The 26,447-nt window shown below is 65.0% G+C and carries 29 protein-coding genes, 1 tRNA gene and 1 pseudogene; 22 read left to right on the top strand and 9 right to left on the bottom strand.

Annotated features, from left to right (window positions below):
• Positions 1-78 precede the first annotated feature (78 nt).
• Both HF989_RS09755 and HF989_RS09760 read left to right on the top strand, forming a co-directional pair.
• The gene (locus HF989_RS09755) at positions 79-1,035 is read left to right on the top strand and encodes an AAA family ATPase (RefSeq protein WP_168686081.1); all 957 of its coding nucleotides are present in this window, start codon (positions 79-81) and stop codon (positions 1,033-1,035) included.
• Between the two features lie 83 nt (positions 1,036-1,118).
• Positions 1,119-3,650: a S8 family peptidase gene (locus HF989_RS09760; RefSeq protein ID WP_246233956.1), complete on the top strand. Its 2,532-nt coding sequence runs from the start codon at positions 1,119-1,121 to the stop codon at positions 3,648-3,650.
• A gap of 77 nt (positions 3,651-3,727) precedes the next feature.
• Here HF989_RS09760 and HF989_RS09765 read toward each other — a convergent pair whose 3' ends face one another.
• Positions 3,728-3,883 (bottom strand): hypothetical protein, encoded by a 156-nt coding sequence (locus HF989_RS09765; protein WP_168686083.1) that lies wholly within the window; start codon positions 3,881-3,883, stop codon positions 3,728-3,730.
• 226 nt (positions 3,884-4,109) lie between these two features.
• A complete protein-coding gene (locus HF989_RS09770; protein ID WP_168686084.1) occupies positions 4,110-4,745 on the bottom strand; it encodes a hypothetical protein in 636 nt (211 codons plus the stop codon).
• A gap of 49 nt (positions 4,746-4,794) precedes the next feature.
• Between HF989_RS09770 and HF989_RS09775 the strand changes: the two genes are divergently transcribed.
• Entirely contained in the window at positions 4,795-5,238 is a 444-nt protein-coding gene (locus tag HF989_RS09775; protein ID WP_168686085.1) for a methylated-DNA--[protein]-cysteine S-methyltransferase, read from the top strand.
• Positions 5,231-5,992 (top strand): fructosamine kinase family protein, encoded by a 762-nt coding sequence (locus HF989_RS09780; protein WP_168686086.1) that lies wholly within the window; start codon positions 5,231-5,233, stop codon positions 5,990-5,992. The genes HF989_RS09775 and HF989_RS09780 overlap by 8 nt, the downstream gene beginning before the upstream one ends.
• Here the strand turns inward: HF989_RS09780 and nadE are convergent.
• The gene (nadE, locus tag HF989_RS09785; RefSeq protein WP_168686087.1) at positions 5,989-6,813 is read right to left on the bottom strand and encodes an ammonia-dependent NAD(+) synthetase; all 825 of its coding nucleotides are present in this window, start codon (positions 6,811-6,813) and stop codon (positions 5,989-5,991) included. The genes HF989_RS09780 and nadE overlap by 4 nt on opposite strands.
• Positions 6,814-6,927: 114 nt before the next feature.
• Between nadE and ykgO the strand changes: the two genes are divergently transcribed.
• From ykgO to nrdE, 4 genes and pseudogenes are all read left to right on the top strand, one after another.
• Positions 6,928-7,050 carry a type B 50S ribosomal protein L36 gene (gene ykgO, locus HF989_RS09790; protein WP_038612879.1) on the top strand — a complete coding sequence of 41 codons (123 nt, stop codon included), beginning with the start codon at positions 6,928-6,930 and terminating at the stop codon, positions 7,048-7,050.
• Between the two features lie 253 nt (positions 7,051-7,303).
• Positions 7,304-7,534, top strand: a complete 231-nt coding sequence (nrdH, locus tag HF989_RS09795) for a glutaredoxin-like protein NrdH (RefSeq protein ID WP_038612877.1) — start codon at positions 7,304-7,306, stop codon at positions 7,532-7,534.
• A gap of 157 nt (positions 7,535-7,691) precedes the next feature.
• Positions 7,692-8,120, top strand: a pseudogene (gene nrdI, locus HF989_RS09800) (class Ib ribonucleoside-diphosphate reductase assembly flavoprotein NrdI); the annotation flags it as partial.
• A 104-nt stretch (positions 8,121-8,224) separates the two neighbouring features.
• Positions 8,225-10,390: a class 1b ribonucleoside-diphosphate reductase subunit alpha gene (gene nrdE / locus HF989_RS09805; protein ID WP_168686089.1), complete on the top strand. Its 2,166-nt coding sequence runs from the start codon at positions 8,225-8,227 to the stop codon at positions 10,388-10,390.
• A gap of 9 nt (positions 10,391-10,399) precedes the next feature.
• On the opposite strand, the gene HF989_RS09810 is transcribed toward nrdE, so the two are convergent.
• Positions 10,400-11,113: a FadR/GntR family transcriptional regulator gene (locus tag HF989_RS09810; protein WP_168686091.1), complete on the bottom strand. Its 714-nt coding sequence runs from the start codon at positions 11,111-11,113 to the stop codon at positions 10,400-10,402.
• A gap of 97 nt (positions 11,114-11,210) precedes the next feature.
• Between HF989_RS09810 and nrdF the strand changes: the two genes are divergently transcribed.
• The 3 genes from nrdF to HF989_RS09825 all read left to right on the top strand — a co-directional run bounded on the left by nrdF (position 11,211) and on the right by HF989_RS09825 (position 15,042).
• A complete protein-coding gene (nrdF, locus tag HF989_RS09815) occupies positions 11,211-12,200 on the top strand; it encodes a class 1b ribonucleoside-diphosphate reductase subunit beta (protein WP_168686093.1) in 990 nt (329 codons plus the stop codon).
• Positions 12,201-12,475: 275 nt separating this feature from the next.
• Complete coding sequence (gene ctaD / locus HF989_RS09820; RefSeq protein WP_168686095.1) at positions 12,476-14,233, top strand: aa3-type cytochrome oxidase subunit I; 1,758 nt, start codon at positions 12,476-12,478, stop codon at positions 14,231-14,233.
• Positions 14,234-14,322: 89 nt separating this feature from the next.
• Entirely contained in the window at positions 14,323-15,042 is a 720-nt protein-coding gene (locus tag HF989_RS09825) for a peptidyl-tRNA hydrolase (RefSeq protein ID WP_343033599.1), read from the top strand.
• Here the strand turns inward: HF989_RS09825 and HF989_RS09830 are convergent.
• Together HF989_RS09830 and HF989_RS09835 are read right to left on the bottom strand one after the other, a co-directional pair.
• On the bottom strand, positions 15,032-16,996 hold the full coding sequence (locus tag HF989_RS09830) for a helicase C-terminal domain-containing protein (RefSeq protein ID WP_168686097.1): 1,965 nt from the start codon (positions 16,994-16,996) through the stop codon (positions 15,032-15,034). The genes HF989_RS09825 and HF989_RS09830 overlap by 11 nt on opposite strands.
• A 3-nt stretch (positions 16,997-16,999) precedes the next feature.
• Positions 17,000-18,346: a nicotinate phosphoribosyltransferase gene (locus tag HF989_RS09835; RefSeq protein ID WP_168686099.1), complete on the bottom strand. Its 1,347-nt coding sequence runs from the start codon at positions 18,344-18,346 to the stop codon at positions 17,000-17,002.
• Between the two features lie 91 nt (positions 18,347-18,437).
• Between HF989_RS09835 and clpS the strand changes: the two genes are divergently transcribed.
• From clpS to HF989_RS09880, 9 genes are read left to right on the top strand one after another with little or no spacing between them, the layout of a single operon-like run.
• Positions 18,438-18,737: an ATP-dependent Clp protease adapter ClpS gene (gene clpS, locus HF989_RS09840; protein ID WP_168686131.1), complete on the top strand. Its 300-nt coding sequence runs from the start codon at positions 18,438-18,440 to the stop codon at positions 18,735-18,737.
• 8 nt (positions 18,738-18,745) lie between these two features.
• Entirely contained in the window at positions 18,746-19,285 is a 540-nt protein-coding gene (locus HF989_RS09845) for a DUF2017 domain-containing protein (protein WP_168686101.1), read from the top strand.
• Positions 19,285-20,238 carry a P1 family peptidase gene (locus tag HF989_RS09850; RefSeq protein WP_168686103.1) on the top strand — a complete coding sequence of 318 codons (954 nt, stop codon included), beginning with the start codon at positions 19,285-19,287 and terminating at the stop codon, positions 20,236-20,238. The genes HF989_RS09845 and HF989_RS09850 overlap by 1 nt, the downstream gene beginning before the upstream one ends.
• A gap of 42 nt (positions 20,239-20,280) precedes the next feature.
• A complete protein-coding gene (locus tag HF989_RS09855; protein WP_168686105.1) occupies positions 20,281-21,018 on the top strand; it encodes a rhomboid family intramembrane serine protease in 738 nt (245 codons plus the stop codon).
• Between the two features lie 10 nt (positions 21,019-21,028).
• Entirely contained in the window at positions 21,029-21,832 is an 804-nt protein-coding gene (gene murI, locus HF989_RS09860; RefSeq protein WP_236627180.1) for a glutamate racemase, read from the top strand.
• A 53-nt stretch (positions 21,833-21,885) separates the two neighbouring features.
• Positions 21,886-22,653, top strand: a complete 768-nt coding sequence (locus HF989_RS09865) for an MBL fold metallo-hydrolase (RefSeq protein ID WP_168686107.1) — start codon at positions 21,886-21,888, stop codon at positions 22,651-22,653.
• A gap of 23 nt (positions 22,654-22,676) precedes the next feature.
• A complete protein-coding gene (gene rph / locus HF989_RS09870) occupies positions 22,677-23,405 on the top strand; it encodes a ribonuclease PH (protein WP_168686109.1) in 729 nt (242 codons plus the stop codon).
• A complete protein-coding gene (gene rdgB, locus HF989_RS09875) occupies positions 23,399-23,998 on the top strand; it encodes an RdgB/HAM1 family non-canonical purine NTP pyrophosphatase (protein ID WP_168686111.1) in 600 nt (199 codons plus the stop codon). The genes rph and rdgB overlap by 7 nt, the downstream gene beginning before the upstream one ends.
• 22 nt (positions 23,999-24,020) lie before the next feature.
• The gene (locus HF989_RS09880; RefSeq protein WP_168686113.1) at positions 24,021-24,395 is read left to right on the top strand and encodes a lipoprotein; all 375 of its coding nucleotides are present in this window, start codon (positions 24,021-24,023) and stop codon (positions 24,393-24,395) included.
• Between the two features lie 55 nt (positions 24,396-24,450).
• On the opposite strand, the gene HF989_RS09885 is transcribed toward HF989_RS09880, so the two are convergent.
• Entirely contained in the window at positions 24,451-24,801 is a 351-nt protein-coding gene (locus tag HF989_RS09885) for a DUF3817 domain-containing protein (protein ID WP_168686115.1), read from the bottom strand.
• A complete protein-coding gene (locus tag HF989_RS09890; protein WP_168686117.1) occupies positions 24,798-25,250 on the bottom strand; it encodes a hypothetical protein in 453 nt (150 codons plus the stop codon). The genes HF989_RS09885 and HF989_RS09890 overlap by 4 nt, the downstream gene beginning before the upstream one ends.
• A 114-nt stretch (positions 25,251-25,364) precedes the next feature.
• On the opposite strand from HF989_RS09890, the gene HF989_RS09895 reads away from it, so the two are divergent.
• Positions 25,365-25,449: transfer RNA gene (locus HF989_RS09895), tRNA-Leu, on the top strand.
• On the opposite strand, the gene bcp is transcribed toward HF989_RS09895, so the two are convergent.
• Positions 25,450-25,950, bottom strand: coding sequence for a thioredoxin-dependent thiol peroxidase (gene bcp, locus HF989_RS09900; RefSeq protein ID WP_168686118.1), 501 nt, complete (start codon positions 25,948-25,950; stop codon positions 25,450-25,452). It lies immediately after the preceding tRNA gene.
• A gap of 79 nt (positions 25,951-26,029) precedes the next feature.
• Between bcp and HF989_RS09905 the strand changes: the two genes are divergently transcribed.
• Positions 26,030-26,305: a DUF3618 domain-containing protein gene (locus HF989_RS09905; RefSeq protein WP_168686120.1), complete on the top strand. Its 276-nt coding sequence runs from the start codon at positions 26,030-26,032 to the stop codon at positions 26,303-26,305.
• Positions 26,306-26,447: the final 142 nt, after the last annotated feature.

Genomic DNA, 26,447 nt, shown 5'->3' on the forward strand with positions numbered 1-26,447 from the left:
CGGCGAGGCTCTCTCGGTTCCCGGTGCTCGCCGCTAAGATGGAGCAAGGGTAACGGCTAGCGGTTCAAGGAGGCAGAAATGACGCGTGCTGACCTGCTACTTGACCTCGTCGAAGCCGAGAGACGTGGTGACCGAGACCGATTTCGCGTTCTCGTCGAAGCTGTAATCGCTGAGGAGCGAGCCAACCAGCATCACCTTGTCGCCGACCGCTTGTCCGAGCTGATTACCACTACTGGGCAGAGCGCTCCGCGTGACGACCATGCGGCAGCTATGCGCGACCTGATCCAGGAGATCGTTCCTCAACGCCGCTTGGAAGAGCTAGAGCTTGCACCGGTCCCTCGTCGGGTCGTCGCTGAGTTGATTGAAGAGCAAAAGCGTTCCGAGCTGCTCCGCAGTTACGGAATCGAGCCCCGCAACCGACTCCTGTTGTCTGGTCCGCCGGGTAACGGCAAGACCAGCGTCGCCGAGGCGATCGCCTCAGAACTGATGCTGCCCTTCTACGTCATCCGTTATGAAGGAGTGGTCTCAAGCTTCTTGGGCGAAACCGCTGCACGGCTCGACAATGCCTTCGAGTTCGCACGGACGCGCCGTTGCGTCCTGTTTTTCGACGAACTTGACACCATCGCTAAAGAGCGATCGGACGAACACGAGACAGGAGAGATCAAGCGCGTGGTCTCGACACTGCTGCTCCAGATCGACCGGCTGCCTCCGCATGTCCTTCTAGTCGGGGCGACAAACCACAGCGAGCTTCTCGACCGAGCGGCATGGCGACGCTTCCAGATCCGCGCCGAACTCGGACCACCCAGCCGTGCTCAAGCGACGCGCTTTCTCGAACGCCTCGCCGCTCGGCTGGGCGGTGATCTCGGATTTGCCCCGCGCACTCTGGCGGACAAACTTGCGGGAGCTAGCTTCTCCGAACTGGAAGAGTTCGCTCTCGACGTGCGTCGCAGAGCAGTCCTCGAACTCCCCGACAGCAACCTCCGGAAGATCGTCGAAGAACGTTTGGAGCACAGACGAGATCGGGCAACGGGATGACGGCCGAGCCTCGGCCCCTCCTGGCATTCGGGGCACCAAAGGTTGCAGGCCGACCAAAACAAAAGGCACGCGATCTGCCACGCTTGTCCAAACCAACCAGCGGCAGGCAGGGCGCACGCCTGACACCGCAGTTTGGTGAACTGCGCTCGGCGTTCGATGCCGAGCGCCCACGTCTCTCGCCTGACGCGCGGGATGAGGTAGATCCGGCCTTGGTAGTGGTCTTTGACCTCGCCGGCAGCGTCACGGATTTCCGCAACGCGATCGACAAAGTCGACGGGCTGGAGTTCTTGTCTGAATTGATCGGGGAGCAATCTGACCCTGACGACGATTTCCACATGGTTGAGTCCAAGAGCGGCCGTATGGACAAGCCCGTTCAGCACTCCCTGTACCTGATGCTGTCGAACGCAAAAGCGATTGATCAACTCCTCAGCTTGTTCAAGACTTGGCAAACAGACCCGACAACAAAGTTTGCTCGTGGCCTCGGCAGGTTCAAGACAGCGTTCGAACAGCTCACCTCAATCAGACGCTGGGGGCCAGAGGATCGCATCCGAGAGACCGGCCTTCGCGAACAGTGGCAAGAGACGCTCGACCTCGTCGGCCAATCCGTGAGCACTGTGATGGTTGAAATCGAGCTGTGGTACCGCTCCGATGCTAGACAGCGCGCCACCGCGCAAGCGCACGTCGAGCAAGTCATCGCCGACAGTGGCGGGCGTGTGCTCGATCGCTCTCAGATCGGGGAGATCAGCTACCACGCCCTGCTTGCCGAACTGCCGATTCAACAGGTTCATTCACTGACCACCGAGGGTGCCGAGTCGATCCAACTGCTGGCCACAGACGAAGTCATGTTTGTCAGCCCGTTCACCCCTATGCACGTCGCACCGCCGACCACGGAAACGAATATTCAGTTCGACCTGGAACCCCGAAGAGATGCCCCTTCTGAGTTGCCTAGGGTCGCCTTGCTGGATGGGTTGCCGTTCGCTAACCATGACGCCCTCGCAGGTCGACTGATAGTCGATGATCCTGATGGTCTTGGCGAGAACTACCCGCTGGTCTCTCGTTACCACGGCACGGCGATGGCGTCCTTGATCATTCATGGAGACCTTGCCACCCGCAGTGAACCGATCGACCGGCCCCTTTATGTGCGCCCAATCATGCAACCCCACGAGTTCATGCCAGGACACGAACAGATCCTGCCAGACAGGCTATTCCCTGACCTGCTACACCGCGCCGTCAAGCGAATCGTTGAAGGTGATGCCGGCCACGGCCCTGTAGCACCCAGCGTGCGCGTCATCAACCTCTCCATCGGGTCCCAAGCACGAGCGCTCGTGAGAAGGATGAGCCCTGTTGGTCGGTTACTCGACTGGCTAGCTCACTCCTACAACCTGCTGTTCATCGTCAGCGCTGGCAATCACCTCGACCCAATCACAATTCCCGTTACCTTGGCGAGCGACCCCGAATCCGCTCGATCCGCTGCAATCCGAACCCTCCACGACAGTGCGCTGTTGCGTGGCATCCTCCCTCCAGGAGATGCTCTCAACGCACTCACCATCGGAGCTACCCACGCCGACGGACTTGGCGATATCGACGTACCAGACACCGCCTGGGACATTACGCACCCGAACGGACCTGCCCATTACGGCGCGACGGGACCCGGCGTCGATCGATCAGTCAAGCCCGACCTGCACCACACCGGTGGCAGAGCGCTCTACACCCGTCCTGTCATTCCATCCGATCTAGTAGATACCGTCGCCGTGGAACTGGCCCCGACCGCAACTACCGGTCCGGGGCTCCAGGTGGCTGCGCCTGGGCGAGCAGGCGCAACCAGCGACACCGTCTTCAGTGTCGGCACGAGCAACGCAACGGCACTGGTGACGCGCGAGGCCAGCCGACTCTTCGATGTCCTTGAAGCTGGCTCCGACGATTCAGAAGACGCGCCGCTGCCAGATCCTCAATATCATCCCCTACTAGTGAGAGCCCTCCTTGCCCATGCGACAAGCTGGGGCGATTGGGAACCGCAACTGCGCAGCGAACTCAATCTGAGCAAGCGCGAAGCTCGTCGACACCTGACCGCGCTTCTGGGCTACGGGCGCCTCGACACAGATCGACTCGGCGCTGCGGCCACAAACAGAGCAGTCCTAGTCAGCGGAGGGCTGATAGCTGGCGACCAACGTCACACCTACGAATTGCCACTCCCGACTTCGCTTCGTGCACGCGCAGAATGGCATCGCATCACCATCACCCTGGCGTACATGGCTCCCACTGTCAGTCGGCTCAACCGCTACCGAGCTGCGAAGGTGTACTTCGCCACTCCAGACAAGCAACTCGCAGGCGGAGAACGCATTGATGCGGAGCACAACTCGGTCAGGCGAGGGAGCCTCCAACACGAGATCGTCCAAGGCAGCCGCGCCATGGTGTTCGGCGACGATGACACGTTCCCGATCCACGTTGAATGCATGGACGATGCCCAACACCTTGGTGCTGGTAAGACGGTGCGATACGCACTGGTGGTCTCCATCGAGACAGCAGAGCAGACCTCGACCACGATCCACGACGAAGTACGGGCAAGACTGCGGCAGCAAGCCCGCGATCGAGCGCGCGGCCGGGTACAGAGCTGATATGCACGGCGAAGGACTGCATACTCTGACCCAGCTCCCGTTGGGAACAGCAGCGCCCGTCACGATGTCTTGATCTCTTAGCCGAAACCGTGGGGCTCCGCTCGGACACGACCGTGCGTATCGCGCATCACCACGCCAAAGATGATCAAATGTTTGCGGACCGTCCCCGCCGTGTAGCCGAACTTGTCGCCCACACGCTCCAGAGAAGCCCCTTTCTCATACATGGCACGCATCAGCCGAATCTCACTGCTGGACGGTGAGTGGTTACGGAGGATGACACCGCGTTCCCGAAGGGGACGAGCGAGCCGCTCGTGTCCAATGCCAACTTGTCGGGCCACAGCTTTTAGAGACCCGCCGGCAGCGTAGGCGGTTTCCGCTCGCTGGAGGAGGTCTTCGGATGCTCGAGGCGCCTGCTGTGGATGGTGCCTCCGGCAGTTTTTGCGTTGCGGGGCGGCGGCGCTACGGAGCGGCCTGGCGCATGCCTTCGAAGTATGCGTTGCCGTCAGCGCCGGTGTAGCAGGCGTGTGAATCCACGGGCCACACGTCGCGCGCTTGCTCGCACGTGAACAGGCTCCCATAGGGGCCGATGGTGGCCCACTCCATGGCCGGCGGGCCGGATTGCGCCGGCGCGGGTTGCTGCGGTGCCTGCTGCTGCGGTGCGGGCTCCGGTGCCTGCTGTTGTTGGTTCGCGGCTTCGCGCTCCGCTGCCTCGGGTTCTGCTGCCTTTCGCTCGGCCGCTTCACGTTCGGCGGCCTCGCGCTCTGCTTCCGCAGATTTCGACGCTGCGGCGGCGGAGGAAGACGCGGCCGCTGCGGAGGACGACGCGGCGGCCTCCTTCTCCTCGGCTTCCTTGTCCAAACGCTTGAGGGCGGCGTCGAGCTCCTCGCGGTCGATGATGCCGTCGCCGTCCGTGTCGTCCGACGCGTCGAGCTTGTGGCTGAGCTGGCGCATGTCGGATTCGCACCCGTCGTCGCCGTCACACACTGCGGCGGCGATAGCGGGGCTGGTGCCAGCGATGATGTCGGATGAGCTGCCGCAGGAGGCCACGGTGAGGGCCGCGGCGCAGACGAGGGCGGTTGTAAGTTTCCGGTGCATGGCCAGGAGTGTAGCGAAATCATAGTGGTTGCGAGCTACGCTGAGCTGCATGTTTGCGTCACCGATCGGACCGTTGCGCTTCGTCGCCAGTGAGCGCGGCCTCACCCGCGTGTGCTTCGAGGGGGAGCCCCTGCCTATCGACGCACCTCCGGCCGCACCCCTCGCAATCCAGGAACTGGCCGAATATTTCGCCGGCACACGCAGGGAGTTCACCGTGCCGCTGGACCTGCGGGGCGTGACGGCCTTTCGCGAGGCGGTGCTGCGCGAGCTGATGACAGTGCCGTACGGCGAGACCACCACCTACGCGGAGCTAGCCCGCGCGGTGGGCAACCCGCGGGCGGTCCGCGCGGTGGGCAGCGCGTGCGCCACGAACCCGCTGCCGCTGTTCATCCCGTGCCACCGGGTGCTGCGCAGCGACGGCCAGCTTGGCGGTTACCGTGGCGGGGTAGAAGCCAAGCGTTTTCTACTGCGAATGGAGGGCATTGATGTCTGATGAGTTTGTGAAGCACGGAAGCGCACCGGGAGCTGCCGCCGCAGAGGCGGCCTACTTGCGCTGGCTGCGCGAGGGCTCCACGGCGGTGGTCGAGGTGCTGGAGTTGGATGAGGCTGCCAACACGGTGACCATCGAGCGCGTGGATTCCGTCCGGCCGTCGGTGGATGCCGCGCGCGCGGCCGGCCGGGAGCTGACTGCCATCCACGCCATGGGCGCGGCCGCGTTCGGCGCGCCCGCGGACGGGTGGGACGGGCCGAACTTCATCGGCACGCGCCGGCAGACGTGCGAGCCCACCGAGCGCTGGGCCACCTTCTACGTGGAGCAGCGGGTGCTCCCGTTCGCGCACAAGGCGGCCGAGGCAGGCAACCTGGGCGGGGGTGACTTGGACGTGGTGGAGCGGGCCTGCGACGCGTTGCTCGCGGAAGACGAAGACGCCCCCGTGGCGCGCATCCACGGCGATCTGTGGGCCGGCAACCTGCTGTTCGGGGCGGAGGGGCCACGGTTTATCGACCCGGCAGCGCACGGCGGGCACCCGCTGACGGACATCGCGATGCTGGAGCTGTTCGGAGCGCCGCACTTCAGCGCGGTCGTGGACGGGTACCTCGACGCCGGGGGAGTGCTGGGCGCCGATTGGCAGCGCCGCATCGCGGTGCACCAGCTGCACCCGCTGGCGGTGCACGCGTGGACGCACGGGCCGTCGTATGGCCAGGCGCTAGTGCGGGTGGCGGAGGAGACCCTGCGCGTGGTGGGCTAGCGCCACCAGGTGTCGTCCGGGCCAGGGGGTAGGTGACGCTTGTGCTGCCCCACCCGCCACAGGTGCTCGAGGCGCTCTGCGGCCTCGCGCGGGACCTGTTTGCCCTCAACGTAGTCGTCGATGTGGGCGTAGGTCACGCCGAGCGCCTCCTCGTCGGGGAGCGCAGGCCGGTCCTCCTCGAGGTCCGCGGTCGGCACTTTCTCCCAGAGGCGTGGGTCCGCACCCAGGTGCTCCAACACTGTGGCGCCCTGGCGTTTGTTCAGCCCGGCCAGCGGGAGGAGGTCTGCGGCGCCGTCGCCGTGTTTGGTGAAGAACCCGGTGATGTTCTCCGCGGCGTGGTCGGTACCCACCACCAGGAGGTTCCGCTCGCCGGCTATCGCGTACTGCGCGATCATGCGCATGCGCGCCTTGACGTTGCCCTTGTTGAAGTCGCCCAGGCCGCCTACCCCCATCGCATCCGCGACCGCGTTGGACATGGCCGCGGTGGCGGGCGCGATGTCCACGGTGACCGTCTCGTCGGGCTGGATGAACTGCAGCGCGAGCTGCGCATCGTCTTCGTCCGACTGCACGCCGTGGGGCAGGCGCATGGCCACGAAGATGGCGTCCTTGCCCCCCGCGCGGCGCTGCTCCACCGCGAGCTGGGCCAGCCGGCCCGCGAGAGTGGAGTCCTGCCCGCCTGAAATTCCGAGCACGTACCCTTTCGCGCCGGTTGCGGCCAGGTAGTCCACCAGGAACTGCACGCGGCGGTTGCGTTCCGCCTCCGGGTCGATGCTGGGGGCCACGCCGAGGGCAGCGATGATGTCAGATTGCATGGCGCTCATGGTAGGGGGTTTTGATTCACGGTGTCTGGTGTGTAACATTTACCCCCGTGTTGCGACACGGCACCCCGCCGTGCGTCGCTAATTGCAGGTAATCCGAGCAGAAAGGAGCGCCCGATGAAGGTCCGCAAGTCGCTTCGGTCGCTGAAGAACAAGCCGGGCGCCCAGGTTGTGCGCCGCAACGGCAAGGTTTACGTGATCAACAAGAAGGATCCCCGCTTCAAGGCTCGCCAGGGCTAAGCGCGCATCCTGCCCCGTCACCTTAAGGTGGCGGGGCTTTTTGCTTTGCGACGCCAGCTTCGCCCCAAAACCCGCCTCGCCTAAGGATTAACTACATGTAGGTGATTTCCCGGCCCTATCCTGGGAATACCACCCATGTAACTACTACATATAGTAGCGGTTGCCGAAGTCTGCCCCAAGGTATAGTGTTTCTTGGTGTCGCCCCGGGATCCCGGGACATGCGAAATCGTCGGAGAGAAAGAGCCAGGAAATCATGTCGATCACCGTTTACAGCAAGCCGGCCTGCATGCAGTGCAAGGCGACTGAGAAGGCCCTCACCAAGGCTGGCCTTGAATTCACCACGGTGGACATCTCCCTCGACGACGAGGCCCGCGACTACGTGATGGCGCTCGGCTACGTGCAGGCTCCGGTTGTGGAGGCGAACGGCGAGCACTGGTCCGGCTTCCGCCCGGACCGCATCAAGGGCCTCGCCGCGGCCGCGTAGGCCGTATCTCCCCGCTCCGAACCCCCACAGATCCAGCTAGTAAGACCCAGCTAACCCGCCAAAAACGGCGGATAGCTGGAACCTAGTAGCTGGATTTACGTGTGGGGCGGGGTTGTGGCAGGCAAACGATAACCGCACACGAAGAAAGGCGTCGGCCATGCTGGTGGTCTACTTCTCTTCCGCGACGGAAAACACCAAGCGGTTTGTGGAGAAGCTCGGCCTCCCGTCCAAGCGCATCCCGTTGCGCAGGACGGACCCGCAACTTGTTGTCGACGAGCCGTACGTGCTCATTTGCCCCACGTACGGCGGCGGGGCGAGCGTGAGCGGCGGCAACTCACGGCCCGTGCCGGGGCAAGTGGTCCGGTTCCTCAACCACGAAGGCAACCGGGCCCTGATCCGCGGTGTCATTGCCGGCGGCAACTCGAACTTCGGCGCGGATTTTTGCCTTGCCGGGAGGGTTATCGCCGACAAGTGTAAGGTCCCGTATCTGTACCGGTTCGAGCTCATGGGCTCGGCCGAGGACGTCGCGCACGTGCGTAGCCAACTGGCCCAGCACGCTGGGAGGTTGGGGCTGCGTGGGGGACCGGAGGTCGTCGATAAGCAAAACGCCCCGGATGAATCCGAGCGGCTCGCGCGGCTGCGCGAGAAGTACGCCGGCAAATACAAACGAACAAACGTGAAGGACGAGAAGTGACGAGCCAGACCCTGGGTAAGAATGTCCCGGAGCCAGTCAACGAGCACGGCCAGCTGGACTACCACGCGCTGAACGCGCTGCTGAACCTCTACGACGAAAACGGGCAGATCCAGTTCGACAAAGACCGCGAGGCGGCGAACCAGTTTTTCCTCCAGCACGTCAACCAAAACACGGTCTACTTCCACGACCTAGAAGAGAAGATCGATTACCTGCTCACCAACAAGTACTACGAGCCGGAAACGATTGAGAAGTACGACTGGTCCTTTATTAAGGACACGTTTAAGCGCGCGTACTCCTACAAGTTCCGCTTCAAGTCCTTCCTGGGCGCGTACAAGTACTACACCTCGTACACGCTGAAGACCTTCGACGGCCGGCGCTACCTCGAGCGGTTCGAGGACCGCGTGTCCATGACGGCGCTGTTCCTCGCCGACGGCAACGAGGAGCTGGCCACCGCGCTGGTCGACGAGATTATGACCGGCCGGTTCCAGCCCGCGACGCCGACCTTCCTCAACGCGGGCAAGGCCCAGCGCGGCGAGCTGGTGTCCTGCTTCCTCCTGCGCATCGAGGACAACATGGAATCCATCGGCCGCGCCATCAACTCCTCGCTGCAGCTGTCTAAGCGCGGCGGCGGTGTGGCGTTGCTGCTGAGCAACATCCGCGAGTCCGGCGCGCCGATTAAGCACATTGAGAACCAGTCGTCCGGCGTCATCCCGGTGATGAAGCTTCTGGAGGACTCCTTCTCCTACGCCAACCAGCTCGGCGCGCGTCAGGGTGCGGGCGCGGTGTACCTCAACGCTCACCACCCGGACATCATGCGTTTCCTGGACACCAAGCGCGAGAACGCGGACGAAAAGGTGCGCATTAAGACCCTTTCGCTCGGCGTTGTCATCCCGGACATCACCTTCGAGCTGGCCAAGCGCAACGACGACATGTACCTGTTCTCCCCGTATGACGTCGAGCGCGTCTACGGCGTGCCGTTCGCGGACATCTCCGTGACCGAGAAGTACGAGGAGATGGTGGAGGACCCGCGCATCCGCAAGTCCAAGATCAACGCGCGCTCGTTCTTCCAGACCATCGCCGAGATCCAGTTCGAGTCCGGCTACCCGTACATCATGTTCGAGGACACTGCGAACCGCGCGAACCCGGTGAAGACCGGCCGCATCAACATGTCCAACCTGTGCTCGGAGATCCTGCAGGTCAACTCCCCGTCGGTGTTGAACGACGACCTGACCTACGCGGAGACCGGCCACGACATCTCCTGCAACCTGGGTTCGCTGAACATCGCGATGGCCATGGACTCGGACAACTTCGCCCGCACGGTGGAATCGGCCATCCGCGCGCTCACCGCCGTCGCAGACAAGACGTCCATTGATTCTGTGCCGCCGGTGCGCGACGGTAATGACGCCTCGCACGCGATCGGCCTGGGGCAGATGAACCTGCACGGCTACCTGGGCCGCGAGCACATCGAGTACGGCTCCGAGGAAGGCCTGGACTTCACCAACGCCTACTTCGCCGCCGTGATGTACCAGTGCCTCCGCGCCTCCCACAAGATCGCGGTGGAGAAGGGCACCGCGTTCGCGGACTTTGCTCAGTCCGAGTACGCCACCGGCGAGTTCTTCGACCGCTACGACCCGGCGGACTTCCAGCCCAAGACCGAGAAGGTCAAGGAACTGTTTGCGAAGTCGGACATCTCGGTGCCGACGGCGCAGGAGTGGGCGCAGCTGAAGGCGGACATCGCCCGCGACGGCATCTACAACCGCTACCTGCAGGCGGTGCCGCCGACCGGCTCGATCTCCTACATCAACAACTCCACGTCCTCGATCCACCCGATCGCCTCCAAGATTGAGATCCGCAAGGAAGGCAAGATCGGCCGCGTCTACTACCCGGCGCCGCACATGGACAACGAGAACATCGAGTACTTCAAGGACGCGTACGAAATCGGGTTTGAAAAGATCATCGACACGTACGCGGTGGCCACGAAGTACGTCGATCAGGGGCTGTCGCTGACCTTGTTCTTCAAGGACACGGTGACCACGCGCGACATCAACCGCGCGCAGATCTACGCGTGGCGCAAGGGGATCAAGACCCTGTACTACATCCGCCTGCGTCAGATGGCGCTGGAGGGCACGGAGATCGACGGCTGCGTCTCCTGCATGCTGTAGCGCGCAGCGCTACATTTCCATGAAGTCGTTGACGCCTCGGAGGAGGCGCCGGGAAGCATCCTCCGCCGCGTCAGCGTCGCCGCGGGAGATCGCCGCGGCGAGTTCCACGTGGATCTGCATGGTGTCCACGTGCGGGTCGTCCGGCATGATGCCGTAGAGCGCGCGGCCGCTCATGATGCCCATGATGGGCTGCGTGAGCGCGATGAACATCTCGTTGCGGGAAGCTTCCAGCATGAGCGCGTGGAATTCTAGGTCCGCCTCTTGGAAGGCCTCGGAGTTGCCCGCGTCTTGGCCGGCGAGCTCCACGATCTGCTCCGCCAGCTCGCGCAAGCGGCGCGCCTGTTCTTGTGTGGCGTTGACGGCCGCAAGGCGGGCCGCGCCGGGTTCGACGGAATCCCGGAGCTCCCGCAGTGACGCGAGCTGGGCCGGGCGCTGCTCGTTGCTGCGCAGCCGCCAGGAAATGACGGCGTGGTCGAAGACGTTCCACTCGCTTTGCGGCAGGACCTTCAGGCCCACGCGGCGCGACGACGACACCAGGCCGAGCTGCTCCAGCGCGCGCATCGCCTCGCGGGCCACGGTGCGGGAGATGTCGAACCGCTCCGACAAGTCGTGCAGCGTGAACGTGTTGCCCTCGGGTTGTTTGCCCGAGACAATTTCCTCGCCGAGGGTGTCCAAGATCGACGAAAGCAGGGGTTGAGAGGACCGACGGCCGCGTTCGGCCATGGGCGCCACCTCCTTGTATGGACGACGTTCCGGCTCGTACCGCAGTAGTCTAAGGCATGCTCCGAGGCGAGCTTGACACGGAAGTAGGATGGTCGCCATGACTGAGGATTACGCGCGTTTCTTGGAATCGCACGACACACCGGTGAAGGCTATCAACTGGAATAGCGTCCCGGACGACAAGGACCTCGAGGTGTGGGACCGCCTGACCGGCAATTTCTGGCTGCCGGAAAAGATCCCGGTGTCCAACGACATCCCGAGCTGGAACACCCTCACCGACGAGGAAAAGCAGGCCACCATGCGCGTGTTCACCGGCCTGACGCTGCTGGACACCATTCAGGGCACCGTTGGCGCGGTCTCACTGTTGCCCGACGCAACCTCGCTGCACGAAGAGGCGGTGCTGACCAACATCGCGTTCATGGAGTCCGTGCACGCGAAGTCGTACTCCAACATCTTCATGACGCTGGCAGATACGCCCGCGATCAACGACGCGTTCCGCTGGTCTGAGGAAAACGAGTACCTGCAGCGCAAGGCCAAGATCATCATGAGCTACTACCAGGGCGATGACCCGCTGAAGCGCAAGATCGCCTCCGTGATGCTCGAGTCCTTCCTCTTTTACTCCGGCTTTTACCTGCCGCTGAACTGGTCCGTGCACTCGAAGCTGACCAACACTGCCGACATCATCCGCCTAATCATCCGCGACGAGGCGGTGCACGGCTACTACATCGGCTACAAGTACCAAGTTGCGCTGCGCGGGGAGAGCGAGGGGCGCAAGGAGGAGCTGAAGGACTACGCGTTCGAGCTGCTCTACGACCTGTACGAGAACGAAAACCAGTACACCGAAGACATCTACGACTCGCTCGGCTGGACCGAGGACGTCAAGCGCTTCCTGCGCTACAACGCCAACAAGGCGCTGAACAACCTCGGCTACGAGGGGCTCTTCCCGGCGGATGAGACGAAGGTCTCGCCGGCCATCCTCGCCTCCCTGTCGCCGAACGCGGACGAGAACCACGACTTCTTCTCCGGCTCTGGCTCCTCTTACGTCATCGGCCGCGCCGAGGACACCCAAGACGACGACTGGGACTTCTAGTCAGCTGCTTCTCGACGTCCCTTCGGAGACACCCGCCCCGGTTCGCCCCCAGCGAGCCGGGGCATCCGCGTTTGCTGCAGGGGATGGCCACAGGCGTGCTCACGCGCCCCATGCGTTTCACCTCCGGGTGCGTTTACCCCGCACGGGGGCACCGTTGTGGGAGGCTGGAAAAACAATGTGCGGAACGTTATGCTGATCAGGTATCACTCGTGGCAGTTGTGCCCGATCCGGCCTGGTTTCGGGGAGGGGGCGGCTGCTGTAGTCAGGAGGATCAAATGACCGCTGTGGCACCGCGGCTGGACAATTACGTCCCGCCGACACGCCCTGAACCCACGGGCAACGCCCGTAAGGGTTCGAAGATTTACAAGCAGCTCACCACGACCGACCACAAAGAACTGGGCATCATGTACATCATCATGTCCTTCGTCTGGTTCTTTGTGGCCGGTCTGATGGCGCTGCTCATCCGTGCTGAGTTGTTCAACCCGGGCCTGCAGTTCCTGTCCAACGAGCAGTTCAACCAGCTGTTCACCATGCACGGCACGGTGATGCTCCTCGCGTTCGGTACCCCGATCGTCTGGGGCTTTGCCAACTACGTGCTGCCGCTGCAGATCGGCGCGCCGGACGTAGCGTTCCCGCGTCTGAACGCGTTCGGCTTCTGGGTCACCACCGTTGGTGTCGTGGCCATGCTCCTGGGATTTATCACCCCGGGCGGCGCGGCAGACTTCGGCTGGACCATGTATATGCCGCTGGCAGACGCCGTGCACACCCCGTCCGTCTCCGCGAACCTCTGGATCGTCGGCGTCGGCGCAACCGGTGTGGGCACCATCGCCTCCGCCGTGAACATGCTCACCACCGTGCTGACCATGCGCGCGCCGGGCATGACCATGTTCCGCCTGTCGCCGTTCGTGTGGACGATCCTGGTCACCTCGATCCTCGCGCTGATGATCTTCCCGCTGCTGACCGCTGCGGCAATGGGCGTGCTGTATGACCGTCTGCTGGGCGGCCACATCTTCGACACCGCCAACGGCGGCACCATCCTGTGGCAGCACCTCTTCTGGTTCTTCGGCCACCCCGAGGTGTACGTTCTGGCGCTTCCGTTCTTCGGCGTGATCTCTGAGATCGTTCCGGTCTTCTCCCGCAAGCCGATCTTCGGTTACATCGGCCTGGTCTTCGCGACCTTGGCCATCGGCGGTCTATCCATGGCTGTGTGGGCGCACCACATGTTCGCCACCGGCGCCGTGCTCCTGCCGTTCTTCTCCTTCATGACCTTCCTCATCGCCGTGCCGACCGGTGTGAAGTTCTTCAACTGGCTGGGCACGATGTGGAACGGCCACCTCACCTTCGAGACCCCGATGCTGTGGGCCACCGGCTTCCTGTTCACCTTCCTGTTCGGCGGCCTGACCGGCATCATGCTGGCCTCCCCGCCGCTGGACTTCCAGCTGCACGACTCCTACTTCGTGGTTGCGCACTTCCACTACACCCTCTTCGGCACCGTGGTGTTCGCTTCCACCGCCGGCGTGTACTTCTGGTTCCCAAAGATGACCGGTCGCATGCTGGACGAGAAGCTGGGCAAGATCCACTTCTGGTTCACCGTCGTCGGCTTCAACATGACCTTCTTGGTCCAGCACTGGCTGGGCAACATGGGCATGCCGCGCCGTTACGCTGACTACCTGGACACCGACGGCTTCACGCTGCTGAACCAGGTGTCCACCATCGGCGCGTTCATCTTGGGCATCGGCTTCCTGCCGTTCATCTGGAACGTGTTCAAGTCCTGGCGCTACGGCGAGATCGTCACCGTCGACGATCCGTGGGGCTACGGCAACTCGCTCGAGTGGGCGACCTCCTGCCCGCCGCCGCGCCACAACTTCACCGCGCTGCCGCGTATCCGCTCCGAGCGCCCCGCGTTCGAGCTGCACTACCCGCACATGGTGGAGACCCTGCGCCGCGAGGCGCACGTAGGCCACAGCGAATCCGGCAAGAGCGGCACCCACGAGTTTGCCGCCAGCGAGGGTAACGCTCGCGCCACGAGCTAGCACTCTCGCACCGGCCTCCTGAACGAACCCCCGCTTCGGCGGGGGTTTGCCGTGTCCGGGGTCGTGGGCGGGGGAGTACCCTGGCCGGAGTGATTGACCCGAATTTCGTCGCCGCACACCAGCTGCTCCAGCAACGTGTCTCCGGGGACAACAAGGCCCGCTCGGAGGATCCGGACGATCCGCAGACCGTCCAGGCGATGCAGTTGGTGATCAACCTTCCCAAGCAGGACCCGCCGACCCGCAACGCCGTGCTCAACGATGCCGCCCGGGCCGCGGTGTCGGTGTGCCTGGATCCGCGCGCCGGCAAGGAGGGCTTTTGGCGTACTGGTCTGGACCGCTGGTATTCCCACCGCATACGCAAGGTGGCCCGCCGTGCGCGAAACAAGCCGTGGGACGACGTGCAGGCGCTTCCGGGCGTCACGGTGGGTTCGGTGCGGGCTTTCGTGCCGTCGGCGGTGCGCGACGTGCCGCACGAGATTGCCAAGCTCCAGATCAAGGGCACCGAACTCGAGCTGGGTGAGGAGCTACCCCTTGACGACACCGCGCCGCTCATCGCGGTCGATGCCTCCCTAGAGATGTCGGCGGGTAAGGCCGCCGCCCAGGTCGGCCACGCGTCGATGCTGCTCGCGGCCGCGCGCGATACCGCGTGGGTGTGGCGGTGGGCGGAGGCGGGTTTTCCGCTGAACGTGCGCGAGGTCGACGCCGCGGAGTTTAAGCGGCTGTGCTCCCACCAGGGGTCGGTACCGGTGCGCGATGCCGGGTTTACGGAGGTCGCGCCTGGGTCGACCACCGTTGTCGCTATTGCTTAGCGACGAGCCTTCGCAGCGCCCCGCGCACAACGTTCGGGTCCGTAGTGTCCCAGAACGCGGGGAGACTACGCCTGATGAATGAGCCGTAGCGCTTCGTGGCCAGCCGGTTATCCAAGACGGCCACCACGCCGCGGTCGGTGACCGAACGGAGCAGACGGCCGGCCCCCTGCGCCATGAGCAGCGAGGCGTGGGTGGCGGAGACCTCCATGAAGCCGGAGCGGCCCGCAGCGTCCGCGGCGTTGGAGCGCGCTTGCAGGAGCGGGTCGTCGGGGCGGGGGAACGGGATGCGGTCGATGATGACCAGCGAGCACGCGCTGCCCGGCACGTCCACGCCCTGCCACAGGGTGAGGGTGCCGAAGAGGCAGGAGTTTTCGTTTTTGGCAAACGCGTCCACGAGTGCACCCGTCGAATCCTCGCCTTGGAGCAGGATGTCGAAGGGTAGGCGCGCGCGCATCGCCTCCGCGGCCTGCTCGGCCGCGCGGCGGGAGGAGAACAAGCCCAAGGTGCGCCCGCCCGCGGCGGTGATCAGCTCAGCAATTTCGTCGAGGGTTGCTGCGGTGAGGCCGTCCCGGCCGGGGGTGGGCAGGTGCGTGGCCGTGTAGAGGATGCCGGACTTGGCCGGGTCGAACGGCGTGCCCGCGTCCAGCGCGTCCCAGGTTCCCTTGGGCAGGCCCCACGAGGCGGCCATGGCGTTGAAGTTCCCGCCGACCGTCAGCGTGGCGGATGTGAGCACAACGGAGTGCTCGCCGAACAGCTTCTCGTGCAGCAGCCCTGCGACGGACAGCGGCGCCACCGACACCGAATCGCCGTAGCGTTCTGAGCGGGTCAGCCACACCACGTCCAGGTGCTTGGCGGGGTCTGGCTCGTCGAAGACCTCAAGGATGCGCACGACAGCGTCGTGCAGGTCCTCCAGGTGGTTTTTCAGGTTGGCGCGTTCGGCGAACCGCTCCGGGTCGTTCTCGGATTCACCCGGTGGGGCATCCGAAATGCCGCTGCGGGTCTTCCACAGGGCGTCCCGCAGCGCCGCAAAGGCGCCGCGGGCCGGGTCGGAGATGGTCTCCCAGCGGCCGGGTGCCTCCACGTCGATGGCGGCGGTGAAGTCGTCGATCACGTCCTCGAGCGTGTCGCGGGACGCGCCCAGCTTGCTGGCGCGGCGCGCGGCCATCGTCAGGGCGCGGGCCGAAATCTCGGCGGTGGCCACGGAGGTGATGCGGCCGTCGAGCTCGTGGGCCTCGTCGATAATCACCGCGTCGTGTTCAGGCAGCACTGCGACGTCGGCCAGCGCGTCGATCGCCAGCAGCGCGTGGTTGGTCACCACCACGTCGACATCCTTGGTGCGCTCGCGGGCGATCTCCGCGAAACACTCCTCGCCGTGCGGGCAGCGGGAGGCCCCCAGGCATTCGTTGGAGGTCACGGACACTTGCCGCCACGCCATGTCCGGCACGCCGGGTACTAGGTCGTCGCGGTCGCCGGTCTCTGTGTCTTGCGCCCACTCGGCCACGCGTTTGACGTGTTTGCCCAGCCAGGACAGGTCCTCTTCCTCGATGAGAGAGTCCGAAGGTTCGTCGTCAAGCGAGAGTTTATGCAGGCAGACGTAGTTGTTGCGGCCCTTTTGGATGGCGAATGTGGGGCGTTCGGGCAGCAGCGGCTCGAGCGCGTCGGCGAGGCGGGGCAGATCCCTATCGACGAGCTGACGCTGCAGCGCGATCGTTGCGGTGGAGACCACCACGGTGGTGTCGTGTGTCTGGGCGTGGCGGATGGCGGGGACGAGGTACGCCAGCGACTTGCCGGTGCCCGTGCCGGCCTGCACCGCAAGGTGACGTTCGGATTCCAGCGCGTTGGTTACGGCCTCGGCCATCTTGACCTGGCCTGGCCGGCGCGCCCCGCCGAGGGATTCGACGGCTGCGGCGAGCAGATCGGTGGTGGACTGGTTCAGCGGTTCGTCTTGTGCCACGGCCTACTCGGTCGGTTCTGGGAAGCCGATGAACTTGGTGGGGATGGCAACCTCGCCCCGTGAGAGCGCGAGGCCCTCCCACGGCAGCGTCTTGCGGGCGGCGGCATGCAGCTCGCGGATCTCGTCGATGCTGGGCTGGCCGTCCACGATCTCGCCGTCGCGGATGAGCGGCACGGTCATCTCCCGGTAGTCCAGGTTGGGCTTGTGCGCCACCTCCGTGCCGAGGGGAAGGACCACCTCGGCCACGGCCACACCGGAGGAGCGGTAGGCGCGGAGCGCGGTTTTTCCGCCGCCGTGGGTGATTTTGCCGGAGGAGCGCTTGGCTACCGGGTGGCCCTCAACCTCGACGAGTTTGTACACCAGGCCGGCGGTCGGGGCGCTCGAACCGGTGACGACGGAGGTGCCCACGCCGAAGCCGTCCACGGGGTCGCCGCGCAAGCCGGCGATGGCAAATTCGTCCAGGTCAGAGGAGACGATGATGCGGGTGTTGAAGGCGCCCGCCTCATCCAGCTGTTTACGCACGCGGCGCGACACAATGCCGAGGTCGCCCGAGTCGATGCGCACCCCGCCCAGCTCGGTCCCCGCGACCGCGAGGGCGTTCTCCACGCCCTTGGTGATGTCGAAGGTGTCCACCAGCAACGTGGTGTCCACGCCAAGCGAATCGATCTGCCCCTGAAACGCAGCCTTCTCGTCCGGGCGGCCGTCCTCGTCAACGTGCAGCAGGGTCCAGGAGTGGGCCGAGGTGCCGGAGGCGGGGATGCCGTAGCGCAGCGAGGCCTCCATGTTGGAGGTGGCGTTGAAGCCGGCGATGTAGGTGGCGCGGGCCGCGGACACGGCGTTTTGCTCGTTGGTGCGGCGCGAGCCCATCTCGATGATCGGCCGCCCGTCAGCCGCGGAGACCATGCGCGAGGCCGCCGAAGCCACGGCGGAATCCGAGTTGAGGATGGACAGAATGACCGTCTCCAAGATCACGCACTCCGCGAACGTGCCACGCACCGTCATGATGGGGGAGTAAGGGAAGTACAGGTCTCCCTCGCGGTAGCCGTCGATCTGGCCGGAGAACTTGTAATTGGCCAGGTACTCCCGCGCCTGCGGCGAGAGGAAGTCCGCAGAGTCCAGCTGGTCCGGGGTGAAGCGGAACTTCGTGATGGCGTCGAGCACCCGCTCAGTGCCCGCGACGACGCCGTACCGCCGCTCGTTGGGCAACCGGCGGCCGAACACCTCGAAAATGCATTCCCGCTGCGCGGTGCCGTCCTTCAACGCGGCATCGAGCATGGTCAGCTCGTACATGTCTGTAAAGAAAGCGGTTGAGCCCCGCGTGCCGGTGGAGTGGGTGGGAGTCTCGTTCATGGTGAGCCAGACTACCTTGCCGGTCCGAGACGGTAGGGTAGTTCACATGTTTTCCTCAGCCGATTTCCCTGCGGCGCATCGTGCCGCGCGTATGGGCTCGCCGCTCGCAACCCCGGACGTGGATGAATCCGTGGATGTCGATGTGGCCCCGAGCGAGAACCTGCCGTGGCTGTGCATCGTCTGGGACGACCCGGTGAACCTCATGAGCTACGTCACCTACGTCTTCCAAACCGTGCTGGGGTACGACAAGAAGCGCGCCACCGAGCTGATGATGCAGGTGCACACCGAGGGCAAAGCCGTGGTCTCCTCCGGGGAGAAGGACAAGGTGGAAACCGACGTAAAGAAGCTACACACCGCCGGCCTGTGGGCGACGATGCAGCAGGCGGGATAGGGGGGACTATGCAGCCGTGGCGTAAGAAAAAGGGCCTGATGCGCTCCACCCCGAAGTACTCCACCGTCTTCGACCCGCTGGAGCGCGAGGTGATCGGCGATCTCACCGCCACCGTTTCGGAGGCGCTCATTGCGCGCGCCCAGTCCGCGCCGAAGGACGACTTCGCGGAGATGCTCGGCGTTGCCACCGGCCACACCGACGCGCCGGCGGATCCGCGGCTGGCCCGTCTGCTCCCGGACTTCGAGCGCGAGGGCGACGAGGAGTTCGACGGCGACAACGGGTTGCTGCGCAGCCTGCACGAAAACGACATTATCCGCGCGAAGCTGACCAACCTGCAGGTGGTGAACGCCGCTCTCGGTCCCACCGGCGGCGTCGAGGTGACGATTGAAGAGGCCGAGGCCCACCAATTCATCGCCGCGCTGAACGACATGCGCCTCTACGCCTCCGCGGACGATTCCGGCAGTGAGGCCGCGCGCGAAGACCGCCAGCGCTTGATCGACTGGCTCGCGTTCTGCCAGGACTCCCTGCTGGAAGCCCTGATGGGCTAATGCTTCTCGACGCCCCTTCGGTCCTCACCGCGCACACCTCCCTCGGCGACACGGGGGTCACCGCCCTCGTGGCAGCGGATCCGGCCGGGATGGTGGCCGCGGTGGACGTGCGCGGCGGCGGACCCGGCACGCGCGAGACCGACCTTCTGGAGCCGCACAACACCGTCGAGCGCGTCCACGCCATCATGCTGTGCGGCGGCTCCGCGTTCGGGCTTGCCGCGGCCGACGGTGCCATGGCCGAGCTGGAGCGGCGCGGCCGGGGCTTCCCCGTATTCGGGGAGGGCGCGCCCGGACCGCGCGTCCCGATTGTCCCGGCAGCCGTGATTTTCGATCTGGTCGTCGGCGAGGCGTCGCACCGGCCGGGTGCGGCCGACGGCGCCGCCGCGGTGGCGGCGGCGCTCGATACCGAGCGATCTGACCTGACTTCCGGCTCCGTCGGCGCGGGCTGCGGCGCCACCGCCGGGGTGCTACGCGGGGGCGTGGGCCACGCGTCCGCCACGGCGGCGGGGTACACGGTCGCGGCGTGCGTCGTTGCCAACCCGGTGGGCTCCGTCGTTGACCCGGCGACGGGGCTGCTCTACGGCGATCCCTCCCAGCCCGCCGTGGACCTGGAGCGGTTTCGCCGGCTCGAGCGGCCGGCACCGAAGCTCAACACCACCATCGGGGTAATCGCCACCGACGCGCCGCTGACCAAAGCGCAGCTCAAACGCCTCGCCATGACGGGCCACGACGGCATCGCCCGCGCGGTGCGCCCAGCCCATTCACCGCTGGACGGGGACACGCTGTTCGCGGTATCCACCGCCGTTGAGAAAGCACCTGTGCGTGACGTCGAGGTGCTCGCGATGCTCGGAGAAGCCGCCGCGGGGGCGGTGCAGGCGGCGATTGTGGATGCCGTTGTCGGCGCCGATAGCGCATTCGGGTTCACCGGGTGGCGCGACCTCGTCGGGCGGTAAGCACTGCCCGGGGCCTGGGCGACCGGCTACACTCCAACCTCGATGAGCAACCAGAACAGCGCCCCGCAGGGGTGGGGCTACGGCCAAGCGGGCCAAGCAGGGCAGCGCCCGTACAACCCGTACGCGGCACCGGGGCAGAATCTGCCTAGCAACCGGAGGTCGTCGACAAGAAAAGCACGGCGGAAGACGGGCCTGCGTTTCGCGGTGGGCTTCCTCGCGGTGATCTGGGCGGTGTTTATCCTCCAGAACTTTTTCCCCTGGCTGCAAGCGTTCGGCATTCACCCGCTGGACCCCTACGGGCTGCCTTACATTGTCACCGCCCCGCTGCTGCACGCGAACCTGGAGCACATCATCTCCAACTCGCTGCCGGGGGCGCTGTTCGCATATCTGGTGGGCTACTCCGGCAAGCGGGTGTTTTGGGAGGTCACCGGCTTGGTGGTGCTCATCGGCGGCCTTGGCACCTGGCTGCTCGGCGGCGTCGGCACGAACCACATTGGCGCGTCCGGTCTGGTGTACGGCTGGCTGACGTACCTTATCGTTCGCGGCTTTTTCAATCGCTCGCTCAGCCAAATCCTCACCGGCCTCGTCCTGGGCTTTTTCTACTCCGGTCTGATCTACGGGGTGCTGCCGGGCACCGAGGGAGTGAGCTGGCAGGCGCACCTGTTCGGCGCAGTCGGCGGTTTCGTTGCCGGCATGGTGATCACGTCCGACGATCCGCCCGCGCTGGCGGCAAAGAAGCAGGCGAAAGCGCTTGAAAAGCAGGCGCGGCGGCGGGGATAGGATGTCCGGCGTGGAATCTTTCGCCGGCAACAACGCACCTATCGGGCTCTTCGACTCTGGGGTGGGCGGTCTCACCGTCGCCCGCGCGGTGATGGACCAGTTGCCGGGCGAGTCCCTGATCTACATTGGCGACACTGCGAACGGGCCGTACGGCCCGCAGCCCATTGCGAATGTGCGCGCGCACTCCCAGCGCATTGCCGACGAGCTGGTGGAACGCGGCTGCAAAATGCTGGTCATCGCGTGCAACACGGCCAGCGCCGCGTTTTTGCACGACGCCAGGGAGCGCTACGACATTCCCGTGATCGAGGTCATCCAGCCCGCGGTGCGCCGCGCCATCGCCACAACGCGCAACCACAAAATCGGCGTCATCGGCACCCAGGGCACCATCAATTCCGGCGCCTACCAGGACCTGTTCTCGGTGCACCCGGGGTTGGAGATCACCGCCGCCGCCTGCCCGCAGTTCGTGCCCTTTGTGGAGCAGGGCAAGACGTCCGGCACAGACGTCCTCGAGGTGGCCCGCGGCTACGTGGCGCCGCTGCGCGAAGCGGGCGTAGACACCCTCGTGCTGGGCTGCACCCACTACCCGCTGCTCTCCGGCGTGATCCAGATTGCGGTGGGGGATGAGGTCACGCTCGTCTCCTCGGCGGAGGAGACGTCGAAGGACGTCCTGCGTGTCCTCACTGAACGCGAGATGCTGCACAGCGAGGATTCCGCCCCCACCCACATCTTCGAATCCACCGGCGACCCCGACACCTTCGACGCGCTGGCACGCCGCTTCCTGGCTCCGCCGGTGCGCGCCGTGGGCCGCGGATGAGACGTTCGCGTTTTTAGTAGGAATTTCGCGGCCGTTCGTGGCAGAGTGAATCCATGCAGTTGACCATCCTCGGGTGTTCCGGGAGTCTGGGCGCGCCCGGCAACCCAGCTTCCTCCTACGTCATCTCGGTGCCGGGTGAAACCGACGTGGTGATGGACTTCGGCCCGGGGGCCCTGGCCGCGATGCAGGAGCGGTTCGACCCTGCTGCGGCCCACGTCGTCTTCAGCCACCTCCACGCCGACCACTGCTCCGACTTTCCCTCGCTGCTGGTGTGGCGCCGCTACCATCCGACGGCCCCAGCGGCCGAGCGGCACCGTCTCATCGGGCCGTCATACGCGCCGGAGCACTTCGGCCGCATGAGCGCCGACGGGCAGGGGGAGTTGGACGATATTTCCGACACCTTCGAATTCACCACCTGGCGCGCCGGGCAGCCGGAACACGTCAGCGGCTTAACCATCACCCCGTTCGACGTCGTCCACCCGGCACAGGAGTCGCACGCGCTGCGCATCGAGGACGCTGCCGGCAAGGTGATCACGTTTTCCGGCGACTCCGGGTGGACGCCGACCCTTATCGACGCAGCGCGGGCCGCCGACCTCTTCCTCTGCGAGGCCGCCTGGGGCGCCACCTCTGAGGGCAAGACCGAGAGCATGCACCTTTCAGGCCGGGAGGCCGGGCGCATTGCCCAGGAAGCTGGTGTGAAGACCCTGGTGCTCGTGCACATCCAGCCCTGGGCGAACCCGCAGGAAGTGCTCGCGGCGGCCCGCGCCGAGTTCGACGGCGAGATCGTCCTCGGCGTCGCCGGTGCCACGTTCGACGTCTAGCCGGCTGCGTTACCCTTGGGCGCATGACTGAATTTTCGCGCCTCGACGGCCGCGCTTTCGACGAACTGCGCCCGGTGCGCATCACCCGCGGCTTCACCTCAAACCCGGCGGGCAGCGTGCTCGTGGAGTTCGGCAACACCCGCGTCATGTGCACAGCCTCGGTAGAAGAAGGCGTGCCCCGTTTTAAAAAGGATTCCGGCGAGGGCTGGCTCACCGCCGAGTACGCCATGCTGCCGTCGGCCACGCACGAGCGCATGCCGCGCGAATCCATGAAAGGCAAGGTGAAAGGCCGCACGCACGAGATCTCCCGCCTGGTCGGGCGCTCGCTGCGCGCCGCGGTGGATCTGAGCCAGCTCGGCGAGAACACCATCCAGCTGGACTGCGACGTACTGCAGGCCGACGGCGGCACGCGTACTGCCTCCATCACCGGCGCATACGTCGCGCTCGCCGACGCTATCGCGGTGCTCAAAGAGCGCGGGGTGGTCCCGGGTGAGCCACTGCTCAAGCCGGTGGCCGCTGTTTCTGCGGGCATTATCGACGGCCGCGTGTGCCTGGACCTGCCCTACGAGGAGGATTCCCGCGCCGAGGTGGACCTCAACGTGGTCATGCAGGAGGGCGGCAACTTCGTGGAGATCCAGGGCACCGGCGAGCACGGCCTGTTCGGCCGCGAGCAGCTCGGCGAGATGCTCGACGTGGCCGCTCAGGGCTGCGAGGAGCTCATTGCGGCGCAGAAGGCGGCGCTGGGATGGTAAAGGTCCTCGTTGCGTCTCGGAACCAGGGTAAGGTCCGCGAGCTGGAGCAGGTGCTGCGCGAGCTGAACATCGACGGTGTGGAGCTGGTCTCGCTCAACGAGGCGCCGGCATACCCGGACCCCGTCGAGGACGGCCTCTCGTTCGCGGAGAACGCGCTGCTGAAGGCCCGCGCCGGGGCAAAGGCCACCGGGCTGGCGTGTGTGGCAGATGATTCCGGTCTGACAGTGGAGGCGCTGAACGGCATGCCCGGCGTCCTCTCCGCGCGCTGGTCCGGCACCCACGGCAACGACCAGGCCAACAACGACCTGCTGCTCGCGCAGATGGCAGACATCAACGAGCGCGCCGCCGCGTTCGTCTCCTGCTGCGCGCTGGTCACCCCGGCGGGGGAGGAGCACACGGCCGAAGGCCGGTGGGAGGGCGAGCTGCTGCGCGAACCGCGCGGTAAGAACGGCTTCGGCTACGACCCGCTGTTCCAGCCCGCCGATGCGGACGGCCGCTCCTCCGCGGAACTGACAGCCGAGGAGAAGAACGCGCGTTCCCACCGCGGCAAAGCGCTTCGCGCCTTGGCCCCGCACATCGCCGCGTTGGTGTGAGGCAATTGGTTACAGTGGAGGAATGAAGAAAACCATTGCACTTGTAGGAACTGTTCTGGCTTCGGGCGCCCTGCTCGCTGGCTGCGGCCAATCGGGCGATTTTGATGGCGAGTGGAGCGGCGACATCACCGCTACCCAGGACGGCTCCGGCGGCGGCAGCGCCACCATCTCGATCGACGGCGGCGACTGCGAATGGCAGATGACCGAGACCGACGGCGAGACCAACGAGGCGAACTGCCTGCGCGACGATAAAGAGTTCAAGCTCGAGGACCCGCTGACCCACCAAGATCTCGAGTACGAGGCGGAGCGCAACGGCGACACCCTGACGCTGAGCCCGCAAAACGATCAGGCTGAGAAAGTCGGCGTGATGGTGCTGACCAAGACCGGCGACGAGTAAGCAGCGAGCAAAGGCCCGGCAGGAGGATCCTGCCGGGCCTTCATTCTTTGTGCAGTTAGGAGAGCTGGAACGTTTCCTTGACTTCCTTACGCCGCTTGTCCTCGATCACGAAGGACATGAACGGCACGACGCCGGAGAGCGCCGTGGCGATCCACGTGCCGCCGGACCAGCGTGCCTTCGACCCCAGGTTGAGCGAGGCCATCAGGAACGCCACGAACGCGAAACCGTGCACGCGGGCAACCCATGACAGGTAATCCACGTTCATGCCCAGGCCGTACTGCATGATCATGCGGGCGACCAGCAGGAGCAGGAGCACACCGGTCACCCACGCGGTGATGGAGAACAGCTGCAGCGCCTGCTTGACGCGACGTTGACGTTCCGGGTGGATCCGTGCGGGCTGTGTCATGCTCGTTCTCCTTCATATCCGTTGCGCCTCTCGCGGCGAGGGGCGACGAGTGCGTTGTATTCCTCCACGTCCATGTCGGGGCGGGAGGGCAAGAAGTTCTCGTCGATCTCGGTCGGGCCGTTGTCGGCGCCGTACTTCGCCACGTCGGCCTCGTATAGGTCGTCCATGGTTAAGCCCGCATTCTCGGCGTCGATCTTGTCGTTTTCCATCCGCATTCCTGCGCGGTAGGCGTAAACGAAAAATGCGGCGAAGCACGGCCACTGCAGTGCGTAACCGAGGTTTTGGAAGGTGCCGGAGCCAGACTGGTAGCGCTCCCACTGCCAGCGCGCGAGCAGGAGGCAGGTCACTGCTGCGGTGATAAGCAAGACGATGTGCCACCACCGCACGCGAACGCGCTCTCGTTGGCGCACCGGTTCGGTACCCTCAACATCCTTCGATTCGTCGCTCACAAGGCGTCAGTCTACCCGCCGACCTGGAAAGACCAAACGAAAGTTTGATGCGGTGTGTCACCGGCGCCGCGGTTAGCAGTCGCGGCGGCGCGACGTGTAACATCCATCGACGACGCGCCCGTGGCGGAATTGGCAGACGCGCTGGATTTAGGTTCCAGTGCCTTATGGCGTGAGAGTTCAAGTCTCTCCGGGCGCACCACTAATTTTGCGGGGTTGAGATATCCCAGTCGCGCAGAATGCGGCCCACGTGACCGGTGGCCTTCACGTTGTACTGGGCCTGCTCGATGGTTCCGGCGCCTGTCTCGTCGACCGAAACCAAGAACGTTGAGCGGATGACGCCCTGGACCACCTTGCCGTAGTTCTTCTTCTCGCCGAAGGCGCCGTACGCGGTGAGGGTGGCCTTTGGCTCGTCGGAAAGCAGCTCGATGCCCAAGCTGTGGTCGGCCCGGAATTTGGTCAGCTTGTCCACGGGGTCGGGGCTGACGCCCAAGACGGTTACGGACGCGTCTCGGAACTGCTCCATGCTGTCGGTGAAGTCGCATGCCTCGGTGGTGCAACCCGGGGTATTTGCCTTGGGGTAGAAGTAAACGATGACCCGCTGGCCCGCGAAATCGGCAAGCGATACATCTTCCCCGCGGTCATTTTTGAGGGTGAAGGCGGGGGCGGTGTCGCCCTTTTCCAGTCTGATCGGCTCACTCATGGTTCCCCGTTTTACACTACTGTGGAGACGAAAAGACGTGAGTCTGAAAAAGTCAACGTAGACGTAGGAGTTTTCCAAAGTGGCACGAGACATTCACGACATCGAGCGCGACCTCGAGCGCACCCGCGGCCAGCTCGCCAACACCCTCGACGAGCTCGCGGACCGCACCAACCCGAAGACGCTGGCCGGCAACGCGAAGAACGAGGCGGCTGGCTGGCTGCAGGACTCGACCGTGCAGAAGGTGCTCGGCGGTATCGTCGCCGGCATTGCCGCACTGATCGGCATCAAGGCGTACAACGGCCGCAAGCGCAAGAGCGAGCTCAAGGAGCTGCAGAAGCTGCTGGCCAACCGTTAAACCCAGCTCGCTCAACCCTTAGTGCCAAGGTGGTTGTGAACGACGAACCGTAGGAGGTTTTGTTCATGACCGATTCGCAGTTGCCTCAGTTGGTGCCGTCGGTGTTGACGTCGGCTCCGGCTGTTGAGGTCCCGGTGGTTGC

The sequence above is a fragment of the Corynebacterium mucifaciens genome, from assembly GCF_012396315.1.
GTDB classification, from domain to species: Bacteria; Actinomycetota; Actinomycetes; order Mycobacteriales; family Mycobacteriaceae; genus Corynebacterium; species Corynebacterium mucifaciens.